This is a genomic window from Polaromonas sp., from assembly GCF_029945925.1.
Lineage (GTDB): Bacteria > Pseudomonadota > Gammaproteobacteria > Burkholderiales > Burkholderiaceae_C > Polaromonas.
In genome coordinates this window covers 1-21,210 of sequence record NZ_JAQSDN010000016.1, presented here as the reverse complement: position 1 = coordinate 21,210, position 21,210 = coordinate 1, and the positions used below count along the sequence as shown (strand labels likewise).

Annotated in this window: 21 protein-coding genes; 8 read left to right on the top strand and 13 right to left on the bottom strand. The window is 63.5% G+C overall.

All coding sequences use genetic code 11. The annotated features are described in order from the left end of the window. Positions 1 to 273: 273 nt before the first annotated feature. Positions 274 to 1,254, bottom strand: coding sequence for a LysR substrate-binding domain-containing protein (locus tag PSV40_RS04285; protein ID WP_300534613.1), 981 nt, complete (start codon positions 1,252 to 1,254; stop codon positions 274 to 276). Positions 1,255 to 1,343: 89 nt separating this feature from the next. Between PSV40_RS04285 and PSV40_RS04280 the strand changes: the two genes are divergently transcribed. The 8 genes from PSV40_RS04280 (at position 1,344) to PSV40_RS04245 (ending at position 7,678) form a co-directional block, all read left to right on the top strand. Beyond that, positions 1,344 to 1,658, top strand: a complete 315-nt coding sequence (locus PSV40_RS04280) for a DUF2917 domain-containing protein (RefSeq protein WP_300534610.1) — start codon at positions 1,344 to 1,346, stop codon at positions 1,656 to 1,658. A gap of 291 nt (positions 1,659 to 1,949) precedes the next feature. Then, positions 1,950 to 2,186, top strand: a complete 237-nt coding sequence (locus PSV40_RS04275) for a hypothetical protein (RefSeq protein ID WP_300534607.1) — start codon at positions 1,950 to 1,952, stop codon at positions 2,184 to 2,186. Next, on the top strand, positions 2,186 to 2,638 hold the full coding sequence (locus PSV40_RS04270; protein ID WP_300534605.1) for a hypothetical protein: 453 nt from the start codon (positions 2,186 to 2,188) through the stop codon (positions 2,636 to 2,638). Before PSV40_RS04275 ends, PSV40_RS04270 begins: the two co-directional genes overlap by 1 nt. Before the next feature lie 10 nt (positions 2,639 to 2,648). Then, positions 2,649 to 3,281, top strand: a complete 633-nt coding sequence (locus PSV40_RS04265; RefSeq protein ID WP_300534602.1) for a hypothetical protein — start codon at positions 2,649 to 2,651, stop codon at positions 3,279 to 3,281. Between the two features lie 30 nt (positions 3,282 to 3,311). Then, a complete protein-coding gene (locus PSV40_RS04260; protein ID WP_300534600.1) occupies positions 3,312 to 4,520 on the top strand; it encodes a hypothetical protein in 1,209 nt (402 codons plus the stop codon). Between the two features lie 77 nt (positions 4,521 to 4,597). Continuing rightward, complete coding sequence (locus PSV40_RS04255) at positions 4,598 to 5,314, top strand: C39 family peptidase (RefSeq protein ID WP_300534597.1); 717 nt, start codon at positions 4,598 to 4,600, stop codon at positions 5,312 to 5,314. 194 nt (positions 5,315 to 5,508) lie between these two features. Then, entirely contained in the window at positions 5,509 to 6,279 is a 771-nt protein-coding gene (locus tag PSV40_RS04250; RefSeq protein ID WP_300534594.1) for a hypothetical protein, read from the top strand. Positions 6,280 to 6,409: 130 nt separating this feature from the next. Beyond that, positions 6,410 to 7,678: a transporter gene (locus tag PSV40_RS04245; RefSeq protein ID WP_300534591.1), complete on the top strand. Its 1,269-nt coding sequence runs from the start codon at positions 6,410 to 6,412 to the stop codon at positions 7,676 to 7,678. A gap of 18 nt (positions 7,679 to 7,696) precedes the next feature. On the opposite strand, the gene PSV40_RS04240 is transcribed toward PSV40_RS04245, so the two are convergent. From PSV40_RS04240 to PSV40_RS04185, 12 genes are all read right to left on the bottom strand, one after another. Further along, on the bottom strand, positions 7,697 to 8,605 hold the full coding sequence (locus PSV40_RS04240) for an SDR family oxidoreductase (RefSeq protein WP_300534589.1): 909 nt from the start codon (positions 8,603 to 8,605) through the stop codon (positions 7,697 to 7,699). A 128-nt stretch (positions 8,606 to 8,733) separates the two neighbouring features. Then, entirely contained in the window at positions 8,734 to 9,186 is a 453-nt protein-coding gene (locus PSV40_RS04235) for a GNAT family N-acetyltransferase (protein WP_300534587.1), read from the bottom strand. Then, positions 9,183 to 10,136 carry a glutathione S-transferase family protein gene (locus PSV40_RS04230; RefSeq protein WP_300534584.1) on the bottom strand — a complete coding sequence of 318 codons (954 nt, stop codon included), beginning with the start codon at positions 10,134 to 10,136 and terminating at the stop codon, positions 9,183 to 9,185. Before PSV40_RS04230 ends, PSV40_RS04235 begins: the two co-directional genes overlap by 4 nt. A gap of 124 nt (positions 10,137 to 10,260) precedes the next feature. Beyond that, the gene (locus PSV40_RS04225) at positions 10,261 to 11,979 is read right to left on the bottom strand and encodes an acyl-CoA dehydrogenase family protein (RefSeq protein WP_300534583.1); all 1,719 of its coding nucleotides are present in this window, start codon (positions 11,977 to 11,979) and stop codon (positions 10,261 to 10,263) included. A gap of 32 nt (positions 11,980 to 12,011) precedes the next feature. Then, complete coding sequence (locus PSV40_RS04220; RefSeq protein WP_300534580.1) at positions 12,012 to 13,028, bottom strand: NADP-dependent oxidoreductase; 1,017 nt, start codon at positions 13,026 to 13,028, stop codon at positions 12,012 to 12,014. Positions 13,029 to 13,124: 96 nt separating this feature from the next. After that, entirely contained in the window at positions 13,125 to 13,565 is a 441-nt protein-coding gene (locus PSV40_RS04215; RefSeq protein ID WP_300534578.1) for a PaaI family thioesterase, read from the bottom strand. A gap of 163 nt (positions 13,566 to 13,728) precedes the next feature. Then, on the bottom strand, positions 13,729 to 14,520 hold the full coding sequence (locus tag PSV40_RS04210; protein WP_300534576.1) for an SDR family oxidoreductase: 792 nt from the start codon (positions 14,518 to 14,520) through the stop codon (positions 13,729 to 13,731). Between the two features lie 81 nt (positions 14,521 to 14,601). Continuing rightward, the gene (locus PSV40_RS04205; protein ID WP_300534573.1) at positions 14,602 to 14,832 is read right to left on the bottom strand and encodes a hypothetical protein; all 231 of its coding nucleotides are present in this window, start codon (positions 14,830 to 14,832) and stop codon (positions 14,602 to 14,604) included. After that, complete coding sequence (locus tag PSV40_RS04200) at positions 14,832 to 16,742, bottom strand: acyl-CoA dehydrogenase (protein WP_300534571.1); 1,911 nt, start codon at positions 16,740 to 16,742, stop codon at positions 14,832 to 14,834. The genes PSV40_RS04205 and PSV40_RS04200 overlap by 1 nt, the downstream gene beginning before the upstream one ends. A gap of 115 nt (positions 16,743 to 16,857) precedes the next feature. After that, positions 16,858 to 18,033, bottom strand: a complete 1,176-nt coding sequence (locus PSV40_RS04195; RefSeq protein ID WP_300534568.1) for an acetyl-CoA C-acyltransferase — start codon at positions 18,031 to 18,033, stop codon at positions 16,858 to 16,860. Between the two features lie 45 nt (positions 18,034 to 18,078). Beyond that, entirely contained in the window at positions 18,079 to 20,178 is a 2,100-nt protein-coding gene (locus tag PSV40_RS04190; RefSeq protein ID WP_300534565.1) for a 3-hydroxyacyl-CoA dehydrogenase NAD-binding domain-containing protein, read from the bottom strand. Positions 20,179 to 20,399: 221 nt separating this feature from the next. Further along, a complete protein-coding gene (locus tag PSV40_RS04185) occupies positions 20,400 to 21,095 on the bottom strand; it encodes an ABC transporter ATP-binding protein (protein WP_300534563.1) in 696 nt (231 codons plus the stop codon). Positions 21,096 to 21,210: the final 115 nt, after the last annotated feature.

Below are 21,210 nucleotides of genomic sequence, written 5' to 3'. Positions count from 1 at the left end.
ACCGGCTCCCTGGTGACACCGGTGCTGGAGCTCTACACATCGGAAGGCTGCCGGTGAATTTTTGAAGCACGATTTCGTGGTGCGGCAATACACCCAGGCCGGCGAATACAGAAGCAACGATGCAACCCGAAAAAACCGGGATTTCGTAGCATTGCCGCCACGCCCGGCCATGAGCGGCAGGTCAATCTGGTGGTGTTTGATCCGCAAGGAGGCCGGACGCTGCAGGCCCTGAGCCTTCAATGCGCGGGGTAGTTTTTCGCAGCGGCAGATGATTCACGGGTGTGTCGCCGGCTCCCGTGCCTTGGCCGATTCGGCCTCCGCCATCAGCCAGCGCACGAAGTCCTGGGCGTCGGGGTTGCCTGCGGCGCGCGGCGACATGTTCACGAAGTAGCCCATGCGGGATGCCACGCCGCTGAAAGGCGCGACAAGCCGGCCATCCCGCAGCAGCTCGGCCAGCAGGGGCAGGCGGCCTATCGCCACTCCCTGCCCCGCCACGGCCGCCGCCACCACATCGGAATACTGCGAAAAGCGCAGCGTGTTTTTCATGCGCACCTCGGGCAGCCCCATGACCTTGAACCAGGGTTCCCAGTCGATGGTGAGCGGCTGGCCTTGCGGCATGTCGGTGGCCAACAGTGTGTGGCCGGCCAGGTCGGGCGGTTTTTTCAAAGGCAGCGCACGGTTTTTCAGCAACTGCGGCGCACAGACGGGCAACACTGTTTCCTCGAACAGCGTGCTGCCCACGCCATGGCTGGTCAGGCTCAGGCGCACCGACACATCGATGCCGCTGCGTTCGAGGTCCAGCCGTTCCAGCGTGGCAGAAATACGCACATCGACGCCGGGATGGCTGGCCGTGAACCGGGCCAGCCTCGGAATCAGCCACAGCGAGGCAAAACCCGGCGTGGTCGTGATGGCTACCTGCCGCGCCGGCGTGGTGGCGCGCACGCTGGTGGCGGCATCGCGCAGCCGCTCCAGGCAGTCGCTGACCACGCGCTGCATGAGCTTGCCGGCGTCGGTCAGCGCCAGTGCGCGGTGGCGCCGCTCGAACAGCGCGGCGCCCAGGTCGGCTTCAATCTGCTGGATCTGCCGGCTGACGGCCGATTGCGTGAGAAACAGTTCGGCGGCTGCCCGCGTGAAACTCAGCGTGCGCGCAGCGGCCTCGAAGCTGTGAAGGAGGTCCAGGCGCGGCAGTTCGCCGCGGCGAAAGCCTTGGGCTTGGACCGCCGGTGAAGCGGGTTTCACATTCTTTGGAGGCATGCCAAGGATTCCAAATGACCGTTTGAACGCTCTGGGGCCGGCCAGTATATTCATTTCCACACCGAATGTGAAAGCGAAAAAGGAGAGCCATGATGACCGACTCAAGCCCCCTGGACCTGACCCTTGCCCACCAGGCGATGTTCAGCGTGTCCGATGCCGCCGGCGTACAGATCAGCTGCCACGAAGGCAGTTTGTGGGTCACGCTCGATGACGATCCGCGCGATATCGTGGTGGACGCCGGCGGCAGCTTCCTGACCACGGAGCACCGCCGCGCGCTGATCTACGCGATGAAACCATCGTCGCTGAGCCTGGTGATGGCCGCTGCAGCCGCCCAGCAACGTCGCGCCGGGCGTACGCCCGCAGCGGCCGAGGTCAAGGTGACGTTTGCACTGCAGCCGGCCTGAACCTCACCGGCGCAACAGTAACAGGCATCCGCCGACCGGGGAAAAAACGATTAACCATATCCAGACGGCCGCTGCCGCGCGTTCGCCGTCCTGTTCCTTTTCCTGTTGCTGTTCCTATTGCTGAACTGACAGGCGGCGATCAGCTGCTCTTGCCGGGCACGTCACTTCCCTGTTTTTCACGCCCGGTTACCGGCCTTACACCTCGCCATGAGCGGGTTTTCAGGCCCTGCGTCCGTCGAAAAAATGACGCCTTTTCCAAGCGCCGCCTGATGAATCACGGGGGCCGCGCGCATGAAACACACCGGCTGCATCGACGCTGGGGATACCCCATTGAAGGGATTGGCAGACCCCGCGGCTGGGATGAAACTGGCCCCCGATATCGCAGGCCATGAAGCCCTGTCACAAGGACGGCTCTGGCGCCACGCGATGTCGAGCAGACGGGTGATGCTGGATTCATCCGACAGCGAAGGGAGAAGAAAATCATGCCTCGATATCCAGAGAGATGGGCTTGCGCTGGTGTGCTGGTGATGGGTCAATTCGCTTTTGCCGCGCAGGTTTTTGCCGGGGATGGCTTCCTGGTCATCACCCGGGACGTGCCTTACCAGTCGGCGGCCGGTCCGCGCCATACCGGGCAGGTCACCGGCGTCCAGACCGCGCCGGATGTCCCGATGTTGGGTGTCGGACCAGCGGTCCGCGCCGGCGCAGTCACCGAGTTGACGGATCATGAGTCGGCGGCCATCGCGGGACGCGTGCAGGGCCACATGGGCAGCGTCGCGGGCACGGTGCAGGCGGCGACAGCGCAGGCCGGGTTGGCGTCCGGAAAATTCACGGGTGCAGGGGGCGATGCCTTTGCGCCAGCAGGCGGGCTGGGCTCCCTGGCTGGCGGCTTCGGCGTGCAGGCGGGAGCCAGTGTCAGCCGCGCCACCGGTGCACTGGGCCATGCCCTGACCGGCGTCCTCGCGCCCGCCGGCACCAAGTAGGGAGACGACCATGATGCGGATTCAACCCAAACCCAACACGGTTCTGGCGGCGCTGGCCTGGCTGATCTCGTTTCCTTGCTGGAGCCAGAGTGCCGGACCGGAACTGCCGGCCTATGTCACGCGCAGCGTGATCGACGGCAATGCGCTGAGCAATGTTCGCGGCCGATTCGCCGTGAACATGGCGGCAGGAGATTCAAATGCCCAGACGAATGCGGGCGCCATGGCCATTGGCTTGGACGGCGGCACTGCCGCGGCCCTGGTCGGTGTGCATCAGGCGACCGGATGGATTCGCGCTACCGCGCCGGATCTGTCCATCGCGGTGATCGGAGGCCGTGCCTTTGCGAACAGCTCGGGCGCAGTTTCCGTGAACCAGACCAGTGGCGTGGGGAACACCCAGGCCAACGGCATGGCGGTTGCTGTGGGCTTTGATGTGGAAGCAGCTTCAGAGAGCGTGCTCGCTGCGACTGCTTCCGGTGTGGGGCTGGCTGGTCCGGCCAGGGGCGCAAACATGAAGGCGGTATCGATCTCCGATTCCGCCTTTCGCGGCTCGCGCGGCCTGGTCCAGATCAACCAGTCTGCGGGGTCGGGCAACAGCACGGCCAACAACTTCGCCTTCCAGCTCCAGCTGGGGACGAAACCTTAAGACAGCTCTTAACTTTTTGGAGATCATTCCATGAAAACGCTAAAAATGAAGTCTGCCCCTCTGGCACTGGCGGTGGCCGCATTGTTCGCCGCTCCGCTGGCTTTTTCGCAGGACGGCACCCAGGACAGCAAGTCGACGTCGGCAACCAGTGTCAGTACGGACAGCAGTTCCACGGAGAACCGCACCAGGGTCAACATCGAGAAAGACCTGCGTTACCGGCAGGAGGTCAACGTCAGCGGTAATGTGCAGGTCACCGGTGCAATCGGGGTCGACTCGAGTTCCGCAGCCGTGGTTGATGACAAGCAGATCAACTACCTCAACGAGGTGGCCAATGACGAAGTCACGAACTCGTCGGTGGTCAACGGCAACTCCCTGCAGAACGCAGCAGGCAACATCGGCCTGAACGTCACGGCCGGCGACAACAACCAGCAGGCGAATTCTGCTGCGCTGTCCGCATCCGATGCCAGCTTCCTGTTCGGATCGTCCGACGCTGAAATTTTTGCACGCCAGGATGTCCAGGCCAACCGGGCCATCAACTTCGGCAACACCAACGCGGCAACCCTGGCCGGCAATGCGTTGCAGAATGCGACCGGCAACATCGGGGTCAACATCTCCGCCGGAAACAGCAACCAGCAGAAAAACGATCTGGCGGCGTCTGTCGCGGTCGCGCGCATGGCCACGGCGACGGTGGCGGTCAAGCAGATGAACGACCACAACGTCACGTCCAACACGCCCAAGCAACGGGAAGTCGTGACCATGGTTCCGGTGGACCTGGCCTTCCAGTCCCGGGGTGTCTATGCAGGCATCTCCGATCAGAAGGGTAACCAGTACCCCGACATCTGGAACGGCACCAGCCACCCAGGCGGTAGCCAGACCGGGCACTTCGACCTTGACACCAACACGCAAGGCGGGCTGGATCGCCAGGCTTCGTCCGGCCTGAACGCCAACGGCACGCCCAACGGCGACTCCAGCGCCGGAGGCTCCCTGAGCTTCAATGAGCAGGGCGACATTGCCTTGAGCGGCTCGGTCACCGGCATGATTCCCGTCGTGACGCGTGTCAGCATTGCCACGACCAACACGTCTTCGCTGGGCGGCAACGCCTTGATGGGCGCGGCGGGCAATATCGGCGTGAACATCGCATCGGGCACCAACAACCAGCAGTACAACGGTATGGCGGTGTCGGCAACCCAAGCTGGTGGCACCAACGGCGGTGGTGGCGGCGAGGCTCTGCGCCGCTGAAGTTCCATTGCTGGATCAACCTTCGGCCGCCCACCCCCGGCGGCCGAAGGCTTTCAACTGGACAAGGATAAACCGCCATGCCCTTGGCAAACCACAAATGGATCCCGCCTGCAGCGTGGCTGCTGGGCCATGCCCTGGCCAGCCTGACGGTGGCGGGCCACGCCGGTGCGGTTGGCCTCGGTGGCGTGATCCCCGGCGCGGGCGCCATCCACAAGAACGTCCTGAGCATGCGGGAAATGCGGTATGTGGACATGGTTCCGCAGAAAACCGACTTCAGTTGCGGTGCGGCAGCGCTTGCCACCATCCTCAATTACGCCTATGGCCAGAAGCTGACGGAAGACGAAGTCATCCAGGGGCTGCTCCAGGTCAGTGATCCCGCCGTCGTCAGGGAGAAAGGATTTTCCCTGCTCGACCTGAAAAATTACGTGCAGGCCCGGGGCATGCGCGGCCGCGGCTACAACATGGCGCCCGAGATGCTGGACAGGATCAAGGTACCCACCATCGTGCTGCTGGATATCCGGGGGTACAAACATTTTGTGGTGCTCAAGAAGACGACACCGGACAAGGTCTACCTCGCCGATCCGGCGCTGGGCAACCGGGTCGTCGCCAGGCAGGAGTTTGTGAGCGGCTGGAACCGGGTGGTGTTCGCCATCATCGGCCAGGGCTTTGAACGTGACACCGTCCTGTTGCGCCCCAGCGAGCCGCTGACAGCACGCAGCACCATGGACACGTGGCGGCCACTGACGGATGCCCAACTGCTGGAGTTCGGTTTCTCCAGCGCAGAGCTTTTCTGAGGCCTTGCGCGACGAATGAGCAAGGCCATGGTCTTCGGTTGACGGACAGCACGCTGTCCTGAAGTTTGAGGGGAAATGTGATGATACGAACCATTTATTCATTGGCGCTTGCCGCGGCGCAAAAGGAAAAACCGTGGCGCGGCAGATCGCCGTCCACTGCGGGCGGCTGCAGGTCATGGCAACAACGTGCACTGGTGGCAGCGTTGGCAGGTGCCCTCGCGACCCTGCCCTTGGCACGCGCCGCACTGCCACCCGACCTGAATGTGTTTGATCACGCGACGGTCATTGCCGACGATGAGCTCGGCCACATGCGCGGCAAATTCGTGGCGGCCGGTCAGGTCATGTACTTCGGCGTCGAAATGGTGACGCAGTGGCTGGCCTCGTCGGGACAGGCTATTACCGCGTCCGGGGTGTTGCAGATCAATCTGTCCGGCAACACGCCGCAGGTCAGCTTTGTGCCGACCATCACCGTGGAGCAGAAGGCGGCGATGGGCGGCGCTGCAAGTCAGGGCTCTGCGGTGGCCGGCGGCGGCGGCGGGCTGCAGGACGTCACCGGCGTGGTGCAGAACATCCAGGTGGCGGGCACCTCGAACGGCATCACCAACACCATAGGCATCAACGTCCAGAACGCATCGGGGCAACCCGCCCCGCAGCCCCAATCAACCGGCTTGCTCTCGGCGTCCACCACCACGGCCAGTGGCAGCGTGGCGTCCGTCGGGCTGGGCAGCAACGGCATGAATGTCGCCGTCGCCGTTCCGGACCAGGGACGGGCGATGCAGCAGATTCGCCAGGTGGGCATGGGCGGCGGGCAGGTGTTGCAGTCGGTGCAGCTGGGTGGGGACGTCAACCAGATTCACAACAGGATCAACCTCAATGTCCAGATGAATTCCGCGTCCGGACCGGCATCCCTGGCGGGCAACCAGTTGCTGGGGATGAAGCTGATGCCGCAAAGCGGCGCTTTTTGAGCCGTCCGGACGGGCCAACCGTGCCCGTCCGGAACGCGCCCGGGGGTCGCACGGGGCGCTGAAGAGGGGGAATGCCGCGTTCTGTCGGCCAGCCAATCGGGGCAATCGAAAAACTGATGAGGGAGATCTTATGCGACGTTTTTTTCCGCTGCGGCCCTTGGTGTTGACCTTGGCAGCCGGCCTCCCCCTGGCTTGCCTGGCGGACAACGATGGCGAAGTGGCCGAGCTGCGCCGGCAGATACAGGAGTTGACCCAGCGCGTGGACACGCACCAGTCCTCGCTGCGGGTGCTGGCCAGGCGTTTGCAGCAGCTTGAGGCGGCAGGCCCGGGCCAGGCGCGCATGGTGAGAACGGCAGCCGATGGCTCCCAGCCTGATGCGTCGGCAAGCCGGGAGCCGGGTTCTGCAGAGGGTGGCGGCGCAGAGAAGGTGGTCCGGGAAGCGCCGGCTTCGCGCAGTGCCGAGGCGGTGTACCGCGAACAGAGCGCCATGTTCGACCGCAAGTTCACCCTGGAAACGGGCGTGAGTTATTCCCACTCGAACCGGCGTGACCTTTTCCTCAACGGCTTTCTGGCGCTGGATGCGATCTTTCTCGGGCAGATCAATCTTGACCGCATCAAGGCCGACACCCTGACCTTTGACCTGACGGGGCGTTATGCGCCGACGGACCGGCTCCAGTTCGACATCAACGTGCCCTACCTGTACCGCTACTCCGCTTTTTCGTCGGTCGGCGCGGGTTTCAGCACATCGGCCGTGGCCGAGCGGAATGTCTCGAACGGCGATGTGGGCGATGTCAATGCCGGCGTGTTCTACCGCCTGGTCCAGGAAAGCGCAGACCGCCCCGACACCGTGCTCAACTTTCGCGTCAAGGCACCGACCGGAACCAGCCCCTATGGCATCAAGTTCGAGGATTCGCCGGATTCGGGCGGCAACCTGAAGATTCCCGCGAAGTTGCCGACCGGCAATGGCGTGTGGGCCGCTTCGGCCGGCGTGAGCTTCATCAAGACGGTGGATCCGGCCATCCTGTTTGCCAACCTGGGCTATACGCACCACTTCGACCGCAGCTTCAGCGACATCAGTTCGGACCCGAACACGAGAACGCCGGGCAGCGTCAGGCTGGGTGACCAGTTTTCGCTGGGCGCGGGTTTTGCCTTTGCCCTCAACGAACGCATGAGCCTGAGCACCTCGTATTCGCACCGCTTTGCAAGAAAGGCGCGTATCCGCCAGCAGGGGCAGGACTGGCAAACCGTCAATGGCAGCGACTCCAGCGCCGGCGTGCTCAACTTCGGCGTGACCTATTCCTTGTCGGACCGGCGGTCCATGGTGTTCAACCTCGGCATCGGCGTCACCGCCGACGCGCCGGACATCACCATCGGGGTCAAGTTCCCCTTCAGCTTCTGAGGGGGCCCAGCTTCGCGCCTAGGCTTCCTCGCGAAGTGCTTTTTTCAGCTCTTCGCCGATTTCCGGTTTGTGCGCAAACGGGTTGGTCGGGTTGCGCGCCTGCAGAATGTCTTCGAGCCGCGTCTGCACCGAGCCGATCGCCTTGGGGTGGCTGTAGATGTAGAACTGGTTGGCGGCGATCGCGTCGAACACCTTTTGTGCCACGTCAGCCGCCGTGACCTTGCCGGAGCCAACCGCCTTGTCGCTCATGGCCTGGCCAATCAGCTGGCTTTTGGTCGGCCTGGCGGCCGGCAGCTCATCGGGGCGGTTGCGCTGGCTCTGGCTGATGCCGGTGGGCACGAAGAAGGGGCACAGCACCGAGGCACTGATCTGGTCGGTGACCAGCGCCAGGTCCTGGTACAGGGTTTCACTCATGCTGACCACCGCATGTTTGCTGACGTTGTAAATGCCCATGTTGGGCGCGTTGAGCAGCCCGGCCATGCTCGCGGTGTTGACGATGTGGCCCTGCCAGGCCGGGTCTTTTTTGGCGGCTTCGAGCATCATGGGCGTGAACACACGCACGCCGTGCGCCACCCCCATGAGGTTGACGCCGATGACCCACTCCCAGTCTTTCAGCGTGTTCTCCCAGATCAGGCCCCCTGCCCCGACGCCGGCGTTGTTGAAGACAAAATGGGGCGCGCCGAAACGTGCCAGCACGGCGGCGCCGAGCGCTTCGACCTCGGCGGCTTTGGACACGTCGAGGCGCAAAGCCAGCACCTGCGCGCCGGCGGCCGTCATTTCAGCCGCGGCCTTGTCGAGTGCATCCTGCTGCACATCGGCAAGGACGAGGTTCATGCCCAGGCGTGCGCCTATGCGTGCACACTCGAGGCCGAAGCCTGAGCCCGCGCCGGTCAGAACCGCTGTTTTTCCTTTGAAATCCGTGATCATCAGTAACTCCTTGAATTGTTGAGACTTCCATAATTCACGACAGGCCACTTACTACCGTTCGCCCTGAGCTTGTCGAAGGGCTTCGACAGGCTCAGCCTGAACGGTGCAGTGTCGTGAATTACAAAACATCAATAAACCGGGCGCAGCATCTCGATGTGGGGAATGCCGTCTTCGATGTAGGGCAGCCCGGCTTTTACAAACCCGTGCTGCAAATAAAATTTTTCAAGCCGTGCCTGGGCGCCTATGCGGATGGGCTGCGCACCCCACTGCCCGAAAACGCAGGCGATGGCCTGGCGCATGAGTTTATGACCCATGCCGCTTCCACGCAGGACCTGGCGGGTGATCACGCGTCCTATGCTGGCTTCGGCAAACTTCACGCCAGCGGGGAAGCAGCGTGCATAAGCCACGAGCTGCCGATCGGATGCGCCAAGAACATGCACGGCCTGGTGGTCCGACCCGTCCATGTCCTGATAGATGCCGTCCTGTTCCATCACGAAAACTTCCGTGCGAAGCTGCAGGACTTCATAAAGCTCTGTGGTGGTCAGCGCATCAAAGGGGACAAAGCGCCAGGTAACCGTCATGCGGGTATCGCCGCTTTCAGGACATACCCAATGCGCGGGAAATGCACATGCAGCGTGCCGGCGCGTTCATCGTTGCGGCTCAGCGTGTAGTGCGTGCGTGTGGCGGCGATCAGCTCGCCTTCGGTGGGTTCCGGGCCGAAACTTTCGGCCGTGATGCTGACGCGGCTGCCCAGCGCAATGCCGTGTTCGTCCTGGAAGGTGCTGTCGCGCAGCAGGCCGTGCCCGACCGGCATGGGGTTGGCGGCCGCCGCGGCGGCGATGGCTTGGGCCGCATCGAATTTTTCCATGCTGCCGTGGCCGATGGCGGCCATGCGGTCCATCCAGTCGAGCACGGCCGGCGTGAGCTGCAGGATGTCGGCCACCACCGGCGTGCGCACCCGGGTGAACCACAGCGGGTGGTAGGCGGCGAAGTCGGCGATGCAGGGCACCTGGCCGAGCAGAAAAGGCTGTTCGTCGAGCATGTCCGACAGGCGCCGCAAATATGACTTGTAGGCCGCGGCTGCATCGGCCGGACGCAGGCGCGTCATGTTGAAACTCATGGCCTTGCGGTCTTCGCCGAAAGCCCTGGCGGCTTCGGGGGGCGCGCCGGCAAACATGTGCGCCGCGCCTTTGGGGCCCAGGTTGTGCGCCATGGCGGCCCAGAACAAGGTGCTGTCGGCCCACTGCGCCAGCGTGCGCGCCAGGCCTTTGCACGGATCGGGGTAGAGGGAAGGCGTGGGCTGCAGGTGCTCGAGCACATCGGCGATCAGCGCGCTGTCGCAATAGATGTCGGCACCGACCTGCAGGAAGGGCGTCTTGCGGTAGCCGCCGGTCAGCGCCAGCACGTCGGGCTTGGGCATGATGCTGGGAATGATCACCGACTTCCAGGCCAGCTGCTTGTAGCCGAGGATCAGGCGGACCTTCTCGGAAAACGGTGAGGTCGGGTAGTGGTGAAGAATCAGGTCGGCCATGGGAGCTCCAGTTGGCCGTCATCCCGGGCTTGCCCCGGGATCCATGACGGCGTGCCAGGGATGGATTGCGGATCAAAGCCCGCCCCGGACTTGATCCGGGGTGCGCAATGACAAGTACACGTGTTCATCGCGGCATGGCACGGGTGATCAGGGCGTCGAAGTCCACATCGGCGCCCAGGGTGCCGAAAGCCTGGCCCCAGTCGCCGCCCAGCCGTGAATCGCAGAAAGCCTCGAACACGGCCGCGGGCGCGCTCTGGTACAGCAGCGCGGCCTGCACCGCGAGGGCCACGTCCTGCGCCAGCCGCCTGGCCTCCATTTCGGTGGCCATTTCTTCCACGCGGGTCGGCAAGGCCGCGGCGAGGCGGTCCAGTGCAGGATGGGCGCCTTTGGCGGGGGCCAGTTCCTGCGCCAGCGCGGCGGCGGCATCGGCCTTGCGCAAGGCGCGCAGCAGGTCCAGCGCCATGATGTTGCCGGCACCTTCCCAGATCGAGTTGAGTGGCATCTCGCGGTAGATGCGGGCCATGATGCCTTCGCCGCCCTCTTCCACATAACCGTTGCCGCCCAGGCATTCCATGGCTTCCTGCGCAAAGTGGCTGCCGCGTTTGCAGATCCAGAACTTGGCGACCGGCGTCAGCAGGCGCGCCATCGCCTGCTCATGCGCATCGGTGTTGTGGTCAAAAGCGCGGGCCAGCCGGATGGAGAGCGCGGTGGCCGCTTCGGATTCGAGCGCCAGGTCGGCCAGCACATTGCGCATCAGCGGCTGGTCGATCAGCGGCCTGCCGAAGGCCTCGCGCTGGGCGCAATGGTTCAGCGCAATGCTGAGCGCCTGGCGCATCAGGCCGCTGGTGCCGAGTGCGCAGTCCAGCCGCGTCATGGTTCCCATCTCGAGGATTTGCGGCACGCCGCGGCCTTCCTCGCCGACCAGCCAGGCGGTGGCGCTGTCGAACTCGACTTCAGAGCTCGCGTTGGCCTTGTTGCCGAGTTTGTCTTTCAGGCGCTGGATGCGGATGGCGTTGAGGCTGTTGCCCGGAAGAACGCGTGGAATGAAGAAGCAGCTCAGTCCTGCCGGCGCCTGGGCCAGCACCAGAAAGGCGTCGCACATGGGCGCCGAGAAGAACCACTTGTGGCCGGTCAGGCGAAAGCGCTGGCCCCAGGCGTCGCTGCCATCGGGCACGGCCTGGGTCGTGTTGGCGCGCACGTCGGAGCCGCCCTGCTTTTCCGTCATGCCCATGCCCATGGTCACACCGGTTTTTTCCGAAAACAGCTTGAGCGCCGGATCGTAGGCGCGGCTGGTGAGCCTGGGCGCCCAGTCGGCGTGGATGGCGGCGTTGTCGCGCAGCGCCGGCGTGACCGCGTAGGTCATGGAGATCGGGCAGAGGATGGAGGGCTCGAGCTCGGTGAACAGCATGAAACCGGCGGCGCGTTCGACGTGCGGAGAGCCCTCACCCCTGCCCTCTCCCGGAGGGAGAGGGAGCAAGACGGGGGAATTTGTCCCCTCTCCCTTTGGGAGAGGGTTAGGGTGAGGGCTCCCCCACGGCGTCCCGTGCAGTCCGGCCCTGGTTGCGGCATCCATGAGCACGTGATAACTCGGGTGAAACTCCACCTGGTCCACCCGCCGGCCGAAGCGGTCGTGGCTGTGCAGCTGCGGCGTGTGGGTGTTGGCCAGACGGGCGTGGGTTTGCATCTCCGCGCTGCCCAGGCTTGCACCCAGCGCGCTGAGCTCCGCCGTCGCCAGCTGCGGCGCATTGAACTTCAGCGCGTCGCGCAGGCCGTGGTTGGTATCGAACAGGTTGTAGTCAACCAGCGGCTCGGGCTGGTTGAAGACTTCATGGGTTGCGTTCATGGCATCCCTTTCAACGGCAAAAAACTGCCGTGTCAGACGAGTTTGACCAGTTGTTTGCCAAAGTTTTTGCCTTTAAGCAAACCCAGGAAAGCTTCCGGGGCAGCGGCGATGCCTTGGGCAATCGTTTCGCGTGGCTTGAGCTTGCCGGTCGCCACGAGGGCGCCCAACTCGTTCAGGGCCTCGGGCCAGACTTCCATGTGTTCGCTGACGATAAAACCCTGGATCTTCAGGCGATTGGTCAGGATCAGCTGCGGATACGTCATGGGCAGAGGCTGGCCGTCATAACCGGCGATCATGCCGCACAGCGCGATGCGGCCGAAAGCGTTCATGCGTGTGAGCACGGCGTCCAGGATCATGCCACCGACGTTTTCGAAGTAGCCGTCGATGCCGTTCGGGCAGGCTTCCTTGAGCGCTTTCGACAGCGAAGCCGCATCCTTGTGCTGCTTGTAATCGATGCAGGCGTCAAAGCCGAGTTCTTCGACCGCGTATTTGCATTTATCCGGCCCGCCAGCAATGCCGACCACGCGGCAGCCACGCGCCTTGGACAAAGCGCCGAAGGCACTGCCCACGGCACCAGTGGCGGCGCTGACCACCACGGTCTGTCCGGCTTTCGGTTCGATGATTTTCACCAGGCCGTACCAGGCCGTCACACCCGGCATGCCCACGGCGCCCAGGTAATGCGACAGCGGCACATGGGTGGTGTCTACCTTGCGCAGGACACCGGGCTGGGTCGCATCGACCACGCTGTACTCCTGCCAGCCGCCCATGCCGACCACCTTGTCGCCGACCGCGAACTTGGGATTTTTCGACTCAACCACTTCGCCGGCCGTGCCGCCGCCCATGACCTGGCCCAGCACCTGCGGCTGGGCATAACTCTTGGCATCGTTCATGCGGCCGCGCATGTAGGGGTCCAGGCTCAGGTAGTGGTGGCGCACCAGCACCTGCCCGTCCGCCAGCGCGGGCGTGTCGCTGCTGACGAGCTTGAAGTTGGCGGCGACGGCTTCGCCGGTGGGGCGGTTGTCGAGAAGGATTTGCTGGTTGAGTGGCATGGGGTGTCTCCTGGAGGAATGTGAATTGCTATTGATTTGAGAGCTGCTGGCGCAGGTGCAATAAGGGCTGGAGCACGATTTTGCTTATGAAGAAGGCTAGTCCGTCGAAATGACGGTCTGGAGTGTATTCACGCCTTTAGGGCCCACGGCCAGGCGTTTGACGTACTTGAAGGTGCCGGTAGCATGCGAGCAGATACGGCCCTGGTCGTCGTACACCGTGCCTTCGGTGAAGGCCATGGTTGCCGTGCGGTGGATCAGCCGGCCCTTGGCCGTCAGCTTGCTGCCGTCACCGGGCGCAGGCCGCATGAAGCTGGTTTTCATCTCGATGGTGACCACGCCCATGTCCGGCTCCACACTGCGCGCCGCCGTCGCCATGACCACGTCCTGCAGCGTCATCAGTGCGCCGCCGTGCGTGACATGAAACGAGTTCAGGTGCTCGGGCAGCGGCGTGTAGTCGATCTGCGACGCCCCGCCTTCGAACAGCACCAGCTCGAAACCGAGGTGGTTGACAAAGGGGATCTCGACGCCGAAGCTCATAAACATATCGCCAGTGGGGGCAGTGCAGCACGCAAAGCCATAAGGGTGGGAGCTCCCTCCTGACCAGCCGGGGCCGCGGAACCGGCTTTGCCGGGCCGCAGGCGCAGCGCCCCCTCGGGGGGCAGAGAGCTACGCGAAGCGAGCGAACGTGGGGGCTTCATTTCTAGCCACCTGTTACCGAAGAAACGCCGCCGTCCACCGCCAGCCACTGCGCGGTGATGTGTTTGCCGGCGTCCGACGCGTACAGCACACACAGGCCCTTGAGGTCCTCGTCGTCGCCCAGTCGCAGCAGCGGCGCGTGGGCGGCCAGTTTTTCCTCGCCCAGGGCCTTGAGCGTGCCCACCGTCATCTTGCTCGGAAAAAAGCCCGGGCAGATGGCATTGACGGTGATGTTGTACTTGCCCCATTCGCAGCCCAGTGCGCGCGTGAAGTTGATCACCGCGCCTTTGGAGGTGTTGTAGGCCACCGTGGTCATCTCGGGCGGGTTGCCGCCCAGACCGGCGATGGACGCGATATTGATGATTCGGCCGGAACGCCGCGCAATCATGCTGTGTTTGGCAATGTGCTGGCTCAGGATGAAGTAGCCGCGGATGTTCAGGTTCATGACCTTGTCCCAAGCCTCGACCGGGTGGTCTTCGGCCGGCGCACCCCAAGCGGCGCCCGCGTTGTTGACCAGGATGTCCACATGGCCGAAGCGCTTGATGGTTTCGTCCGCCAGCGCGCGGATGTCCGCTTCCTTCGAGCAATCGGCTGCGATCCAGTCCACGGCGATGCCGGCGGCCTTGAGCGTGGCGGCCGATTCTTCGAGGTCTTCTGCCTTGCGCGAGCTCAGCATGATTTTGGCGCCGGCTTCGCCCAGCGCCTGCGCCAGCTGCAGGCCCAGGCCGCGTGAACCGCCGGTGACGAGGGCGGTCTTGCCGGTGAGGTCGAACAGCTGCTGGATGGTACGGGTCATGAAGGGCTCCTTGTTGTTTGGGGGAAGATGGAAACGAGTGTCGCGCAAAGCGTGCCTGCCGGCTGTCGCAGGGCGGACGGGTCAGTCGCCGCTGGTCAGGCGGGAACGCACGTAGATCAGCACAAAACCGATGGCCGCCACAACACCGCCGGCGACCACCATGGACCAGCCGAGGGCGTCATCCATGCGCTGCACCGACAGGCCCAGCACCAGCGTGAGCAACCCGCCGTAGATCAGGATCCAGATCAGCTGCTGCAGCCGGGCAATCGACTTGCTCGACGTGGTGCTCCCTGATTCCTTGAAAAATCCCATCAGAACGCCTCCTCCGGCAAGTCGGCGCAGGTCAGGTCGCGGGCCGCGACCACTTGGAGCCATGCGTCGATTTTAGGCAATTCGTAGTGATAAAAGTAGCGCACCGCGCCCAATTTACCGGCGGTAACAGCTATGGATTTTGTAGCATCGGCCTGCAGCGCGGCCAGCGCCACGTCCAGCCAGATCCAGGCCAGCACGGTGTGGCCGAAGCCCTGCATGTAGGGCACGGCGTTGGCAAGCGCATCCTGCGGGTTGCCGGTGGCCCAGGCGGCCTGGGTGGTCGCCCCGACCTGCTGCAGCGCCTGGCCCAGCGCATGGGCATAGGCCGCGAGTTCAGGCACCTGGCTCGCCCGCTCCATCGTGCTGTTGATGCGCGCCGACAGCAGCTGCAGGCCCTTGCCGCCCTCCATCAGCACCTTGCGGCCCAGCAGGTCGGTGGCCTGGATGCCATGGGTGCCTTCGTGGATCATGTTCAGGCGGTTGTCGCGCCAGTACTGCTCCACCGGGAAGTCGCGCGTGTAGCCGTAACCACCGTGAATCTGGATCGCCAGCGAATTGGCCTCCAGGCACCACTCGCTGGGCCAGCTCTTGGCGATCGGCGTCAGCACCTCCAGCAGCAGGCGGGCGTCGTCCGCCGCACCGGCTTCGGCCGTGTGCTGCTCGTCCACCAGGCGGGCGCAATACAGTTCCAGCGCCAGCGCGCCTTCGCAATAGGCTTTTTGCGCGAGCAGCATGCGTTTGACATCGGCGTGTTCGATGATGCGCACCTGCGGCTGGGCTGAATCTTTGCCCACGGCGCTTGCGCCGTTTTCCTTTTTCTGACCGATCGGCAACCTGCCCTGCGGCCGGTTCTTCGCATAGTCCAGCGAAGCGTAATACCCGGCCATGCCCAGCATCACGGCCGCCGTGCCGACACCGATGCGCGCCTCGTTCATCATGTGGAACATGCAGCGCAGGCCTTCATGCGGCTTGCCGACCAGGTAGCCGATGGCGCCGGCCTTGCCGTCCACTGGATATTTGCCTTCGCCGAAGTTCAGCAGTGTGTTGGTGGTGCCGCGCCAGCCCAGCTTGTGGTTCAGGCCGGCCAGTGCCACGTCATTCCGGGCACCCAGCGTGACCTTGACGCTGCCTTTCTCACCCTCTCCCCCCGGGAGAGGGCTGGGGTGAGGGCTCTCCACGTTCACCAGCCACTTGGGCACGATGAACAGCGAGATGCCGCGCGTGCCGGCAATCAACTTGCCGTCCGGCCCCGGAATCTTTGCCAGCACCAGGTGGATGATGTTTTCGGTGAGCTCGTGTTCACCGCTTGAGATCCACATCTTGTTGCCGGTGAGGCGGTAGCGCGGCCCGAGCGGCTCGGCCTCGAAATCGTCGCCGTCCGGCACGGCGCGTGTGGTGATGTCGCTCAGCGAGGAGCCGGCCTGCGGCTCGCTCAGGCACATGGTGCCGGAAAAACGCCCGGAAAACTCGTTGCGCGCAAACACCTCTTTCTGCGCTTCGGTGCCGTGCACCAGCAGCAGGTTGGCATTGCCCTTGGTCAGCAGGCTGGAGCCTATGCTGACCGAGGCCATGGCAAAAAAGCAGTTGGCCGCCGCCTCGATGGTGTAAGGCAGCTGCATGCCGCCTTCGTGGTAGTCCTGCGCGGCGCTGAGCATGCCGGAGCCGGCGTAGGCCTTGTGCGCGTCATGTGTGGCCTGCGGCAGGATGACTTTTTCGCCGTCAAAATGCGGCTCCTGCGTGTCGACCAGCCGGTTGAAAGGCGCAAATTTTTCACGCGCGATGCGTTCGCAGGTGTCGAATACCGCGTTGAAGGTTTCGCGCGAATGGTCGGAAAAACGCTCGCGCTGGTTCAGCGACTCGGCGCCCAGCCACTCGTAGAGCAGGAAATCAAGGGTGGGACGAAGGCTCATAGTGCTCTCACTTTTAGCTGGGGCGTACCCATCAATAAATGGGGGCCGAGCTGCCTGTCCGGTCTTATGCGGACAGCCTGCTCAGCCCCATGGTCAGCGTGCTCGCTGAAGGAACTCAGAGTACTTCGAAGATGCCCGCCGCGCCCATGCCGCCACCGATACACATGGTCACGCAGACACGTTTGGCGCCGCGGCGTTTGCCTTCGATCAGCGCATGGCCGGTCAGGCGCTGGCCGCTGACGCCGTAGGGGTGGCCGACCGCAATCGCACCACCATTGACGTTGAGCTTGTCCATCGGAATGCCCAGCTTGTCACGGCAATAGATCACCTGCACGGCAAAGGCTTCGTTGAGCTCCCACAGGTCGATGTCGCTGACCTTCAGGCCCAGGCGCGCCAGCACCTTGGGGATGGCGTAGACCGGGCCTATGCCCATTTCGTCAGGCTCACAGCCGGCGACCGCAAAACCGAGGAAGCGGCCCAGCGGCGCCAGGCCTTTTTTCTCGGCCACTTTTTCATCCATCACAACAACCGCACCGCCGCCGTCGGAGAACTGGCTGGCATTGCCGGCCGAAATCACGCCGCCGGGAACGGCCGGCTTGATGCCGCTGATGCCTTCCTTGGTCGTGCCTTCACGGATGCCTTCATCCTTGCTGACCGTCACCTGTTTGGTGGTCAGGCCCATCACGGCGTCGGCCACACCCATGGTGACGGTGATCGGTGCAATTTCGGCATCGAACAGGCCGGAAGCCAGGGCAGCCGAGGCTTTTTGCTGGCTGGCGGCGCCGTATTCGTCCATCTGCTCGCGCGTGATGCCGTAACGCTTGGCGACCTGCTCGGCCGTCTGCAACATGTTCCAGTAGATCTCGGGCTTGTTCTTGACCAGCCACGGGTCGGCCAGCATGTGGGTGTTCATTTCCTGCTGCACGCAGGAAATGCTTTCAACACCACCGGCCACATAAATGTCGGCTTCACCGGCAATGATGCGCTGCGCCGCCAGGGCAATGGTCTGCAGGCCGGACGAGCAGAAACGGTTGACGGTCATGCCCGACACGGTGATGGGGCAGCCGGCGCGCAGCGCGATCTGGCGCGCAATGTTGGCGCCCGTCGCGCCTTCGGGGTTGGCGCAGCCCATGATCACATCCTCGACCTCGCCGGCCTCGATGCCGGCGCGTTTGATCGCGTGTTCAACCGCGTGGCCGCCCAGGGTGGCGCCGTGGGTCATGTTGAAAGAGCCCTTCCAGCTTTTGGCCAGGGGGGTGCGGGCGGTGGAAACGATTACAGCTGAAGTCATGAAAATCTCCGGAAATTAATTGAACGTCTTGCCTTCGGTGGCCCTTCAGTTGAAGGTCTTGCCTTCCGCGGCAAGACGGGCCAGCAGCGGCGCCGGTTGCCAGAATTTCGCGTCGTCCAGCGGGTTCTGGGCAAAACGCTTCATGCTCTGCACCACGTTGAACAGGCCCACCTGGTCGGCGTAATTCATGGGGCCGCCACGGTAGATCGGGAAGCCGTAACCCATGAGGTAGACCATGTCGATGTCGCTGGCCTTCGACGCTATGCCCTCTTCCAGAATGTGCGCCGCCTCGTTGACCAGTGCGTAAACCAGGCGCTGCACGATCTCCTCGTCGGAGATCTTGCGCGGCGTGATGCCCAGCGAGGCGCGGTGGTCTTCAATCATCTTGACCACTTCGGCGTTCGGAATCGCGTCGCGCTTGCCGGGCACATAGTCGTACCAGCCGGCGCCGGTCTTCTGGCCGAAGCGGCCCTTCTCGCACAGCAGATCGGCGGTCTTGCTGTATTTCATGTCCGGCTTTTCCTGGTAACGGCGCTTGCGGATGGCCCAGCCGATGTCGTTGCCGGCCAGGTCACCCATGCGGAACGGGCCCATGGCCATGCCGAATTTTTCCATCGCCTTGTCGACCTGCGCGGGCGTACAGCCCTCGTCGAGCAGGAAGCCGCCCTGGCGGCCGTACTGCTCGATCATGCGGTTGCCGATGAAGCCGTCACAGACACCGGAAACCACGGCGGTTTTCCTGATCTTTTTGCTGATCGCCATCACCGTGGCCAGCACATCCTTGGCGGTTTTTTCACCGCGAATGACTTCGAGCAGCTTCATCACGTTGGCCGGGCTGAAGAAATGCATGCCGACCACGTCCTGTGGGCGCTTGGTGAAGGCCGCGATCTTGTTGACGTCCAGCGTCGAAGTGTTGGAGGCCAGGATGGCGCCGGGCTTCATCACGCGGTCGAGTTCCTTGAAGACTTTTTCCTTGACGCCCAATTCCTCGAACACGGCCTCGATCACCATGTCGGCGTCTTTCAGCTCGTCGTAACTCAGCGTGGTGCTCAGCAGGCTCATGCGCTGCTCGTATTTGTCCTGCTTGAGCTTGCCCTTTTTGACCTGGGCTTCGTAGTTCTTGCGGATGGTGGCAAGGCCCTTGTCCAGCGCTTCCTGCTTCATCTCCAGCATCTTCACCGGGATGCCGGCGTTCAGGAAATTCATGGCAATGCCGCCGCCCATGGTGCCGGCGCCAATGACGGCGATAGCCTTGATCTCGCGTTTGGGCGTGTCTTCCAGCACGTCCGGAATCTTCGACGCTGCACGCTCGGCCGCGAAAATATGGCGCAGCGCCTTGCTCTCCGGGGTCCACATCAGGTTGATGAAGATCTCGCGCTCAAACAGCATACCTTCGTCGAATTTTTTCTTCGTCGCGGCTTCCACGGCGTCCACGCATTTGACGGGGGCCGGGAAGTTTTTGGCCATGCCCTTGACCATGTTGCGCGCAAACTGGAAATACGCGTCGCCGCCCGGGTGTTTGCAAGGCAGGTTGCGTACCAGCGGCAAGGGGCGCGTGTCGGACACGGCCTGGGCAAAGGCCAGAGCTTCCTGGGCCAGCGATTCTGCGGACGCCGCCATCTTGTCGAACAGCTTCTGGCCGGGGATCTGGGCCAACAGCTCACTCTTGACCGGCTCACCGCTAACGATCATGTTCAGGGCCGGCTCGACACCGAGCGCGCGCGGCAGCCGCTGTGTGCCGCCGGCACCGGGGATCAGGCCGAGCTTGACTTCAGGCAGGGCCACGTTGCAGCCCGGTGCGGCAATGCGGTAGTGGCAACCGAGTGCCAGTTCGAGGCCGCCGCCCATACACACCGAGTGCACTGCAGCCACCACGGGCTTGGACGAGTTCTCGACGGCCAGGATGACGCTGAGCAGGTTGGGCTCGGCCAGCGCTTTCGGCGTGCCGAATTCCTTGATGTCGGCGCCGCCCGAAAAGGCCTTGCCCGCACCGGTCAGCACAATGGATTTGACGGCCGCATCGGCATTGGCTTTTTGCAGACTGTCGGTGATGCCCACCCGGGTGGCATAACCCAGGCCGTTGATCGGCGGGTTGTCCAGGGTGATCACCGCGACACTGCCGTGGACTTCGTATTTGGCTGTCATTTGCTTTTCCTTTGTTGCGTTTACCCGGCCGTTTGCGGGGCCAGGTGATGATTCTCAAACGGCTTGGCGTCCAAAAATAGTACGACCGTTCTATTTGTCATTGTAGAAGGCTGGCAGGGCACTGCAAGCCTTGCCAGCACCGGTCTTGTCCCTGCCGTGACAAAGCATGCCCCAGGAGCCTGTCGGACTTGGAAATCGTCGGCGGCAAATCCCACAGGCTCCTAGACCTCCAGCCACTCCTTGCGGGTGTAGGCGTCGGCGCGCAGGCTTTCCGGCGTGCCCTCAAACACAATGCTGCCATGGCCCATGACCAGCGCCCGGTCTGAAATCGCCATGGCAATCGTCAGTTTCTGCTCAATCAGCAGCACGGAGATCCCCTTGGCCTTCAGGGTCTGCAGGTACTGGCCCACCAGTTCGACGATCTTGGGCGCCAGACCCTCGGTCGGTTCGTCGATGATGAGCAGGTCCGGGTCGCCCATCAGCGCGCGGCACAGCGTGAGCATCTGCTGCTCGCCGCCGGACAACACGCCGGCCTCGGTGTGCTGGCGTTCCCTGAGCCGCGGGAACATCTGGTACATGTCTTCAAACGACCAGCGGCTGCCCTTGCCCTTGCCTTTTTGTCCCAGCATCAGGTTCTGGTGCACGGTCAGCGTCGGGAAGATGTCGCGATTTTCCGGCACATACCCGATGCCCAGGTGGGCGATCTCGTAGGCCTTCTGCCCGGTGATGCGCCGGCCTTTCCACTGGATGTCGCCTTCGCATTCCACCAGGCCCATGATGGCCTTGGCCGTGGTGGAGCGCCCCGAACCGTTGCGACCCAGCAGGGCCACGATTTCACCGGGTTGGACGCCAAAGTGGACCCCGTGCAGCACGTGGCTCTTGCCGTAATAGGCGTGGAGGTTTTCGATTTTCAGCATGAAAGGCTCCGACGGGCCGCCCGTAGAAAAATGGACCCCGAGGGGCTGGAGCCTGTGGCGCCAAAGCTGCTTGAGCAGCTTTGGACAGGCGACAGAGGCGAAGCGTCTCGCGAGC

Coding starts and splice junctions, on each gene's coding strand:
- PSV40_RS04285 (WP_300534613.1), bottom strand. CDS start 1,254: ATGCCTCCAAAGAATGTGAAACCCGCTTCACCGGCGGTCCAAGCCCAA.
- PSV40_RS04280 (WP_300534610.1), top strand. CDS start 1,344: ATGATGACCGACTCAAGCCCCCTGGACCTGACCCTTGCCCACCAGGCG.
- PSV40_RS04275 (WP_300534607.1), top strand. CDS start 1,950: ATGAAACACACCGGCTGCATCGACGCTGGGGATACCCCATTGAAGGGA.
- PSV40_RS04270 (WP_300534605.1), top strand. CDS start 2,186: ATGGGTCAATTCGCTTTTGCCGCGCAGGTTTTTGCCGGGGATGGCTTC.
- PSV40_RS04265 (WP_300534602.1), top strand. CDS start 2,649: ATGATGCGGATTCAACCCAAACCCAACACGGTTCTGGCGGCGCTGGCC.
- PSV40_RS04260 (WP_300534600.1), top strand. CDS start 3,312: ATGAAAACGCTAAAAATGAAGTCTGCCCCTCTGGCACTGGCGGTGGCC.
- PSV40_RS04255 (WP_300534597.1), top strand. CDS start 4,598: ATGCCCTTGGCAAACCACAAATGGATCCCGCCTGCAGCGTGGCTGCTG.
- PSV40_RS04245 (WP_300534591.1), top strand. CDS start 6,410: ATGCGACGTTTTTTTCCGCTGCGGCCCTTGGTGTTGACCTTGGCAGCC.
- PSV40_RS04240 (WP_300534589.1), bottom strand. CDS start 8,605: ATGATCACGGATTTCAAAGGAAAAACAGCGGTTCTGACCGGCGCGGGC.
- PSV40_RS04235 (WP_300534587.1), bottom strand. CDS start 9,186: ATGACGGTTACCTGGCGCTTTGTCCCCTTTGATGCGCTGACCACCACA.
- PSV40_RS04230 (WP_300534584.1), bottom strand. CDS start 10,136: ATGGCCGACCTGATTCTTCACCACTACCCGACCTCACCGTTTTCCGAG.
- PSV40_RS04225 (WP_300534583.1), bottom strand. CDS start 11,979: ATGAACGCAACCCATGAAGTCTTCAACCAGCCCGAGCCGCTGGTTGAC.
- PSV40_RS04220 (WP_300534580.1), bottom strand. CDS start 13,028: ATGCCACTCAACCAGCAAATCCTTCTCGACAACCGCCCCACCGGCGAA.
- PSV40_RS04215 (WP_300534578.1), bottom strand. CDS start 13,565: ATGAGCTTCGGCGTCGAGATCCCCTTTGTCAACCACCTCGGTTTCGAG.
- PSV40_RS04210 (WP_300534576.1), bottom strand. CDS start 14,520: ATGACCCGTACCATCCAGCAGCTGTTCGACCTCACCGGCAAGACCGCC.
- PSV40_RS04205 (WP_300534573.1), bottom strand. CDS start 14,832: ATGGGATTTTTCAAGGAATCAGGGAGCACCACGTCGAGCAAGTCGATT.
- PSV40_RS04200 (WP_300534571.1), bottom strand. CDS start 16,742: ATGAGCCTTCGTCCCACCCTTGATTTCCTGCTCTACGAGTGGCTGGGC.
- PSV40_RS04195 (WP_300534568.1), bottom strand. CDS start 18,033: ATGACTTCAGCTGTAATCGTTTCCACCGCCCGCACCCCCCTGGCCAAA.
- PSV40_RS04190 (WP_300534565.1), bottom strand. CDS start 20,178: ATGACAGCCAAATACGAAGTCCACGGCAGTGTCGCGGTGATCACCCTG.
- PSV40_RS04185 (WP_300534563.1), bottom strand. CDS start 21,095: ATGCTGAAAATCGAAAACCTCCACGCCTATTACGGCAAGAGCCACGTG.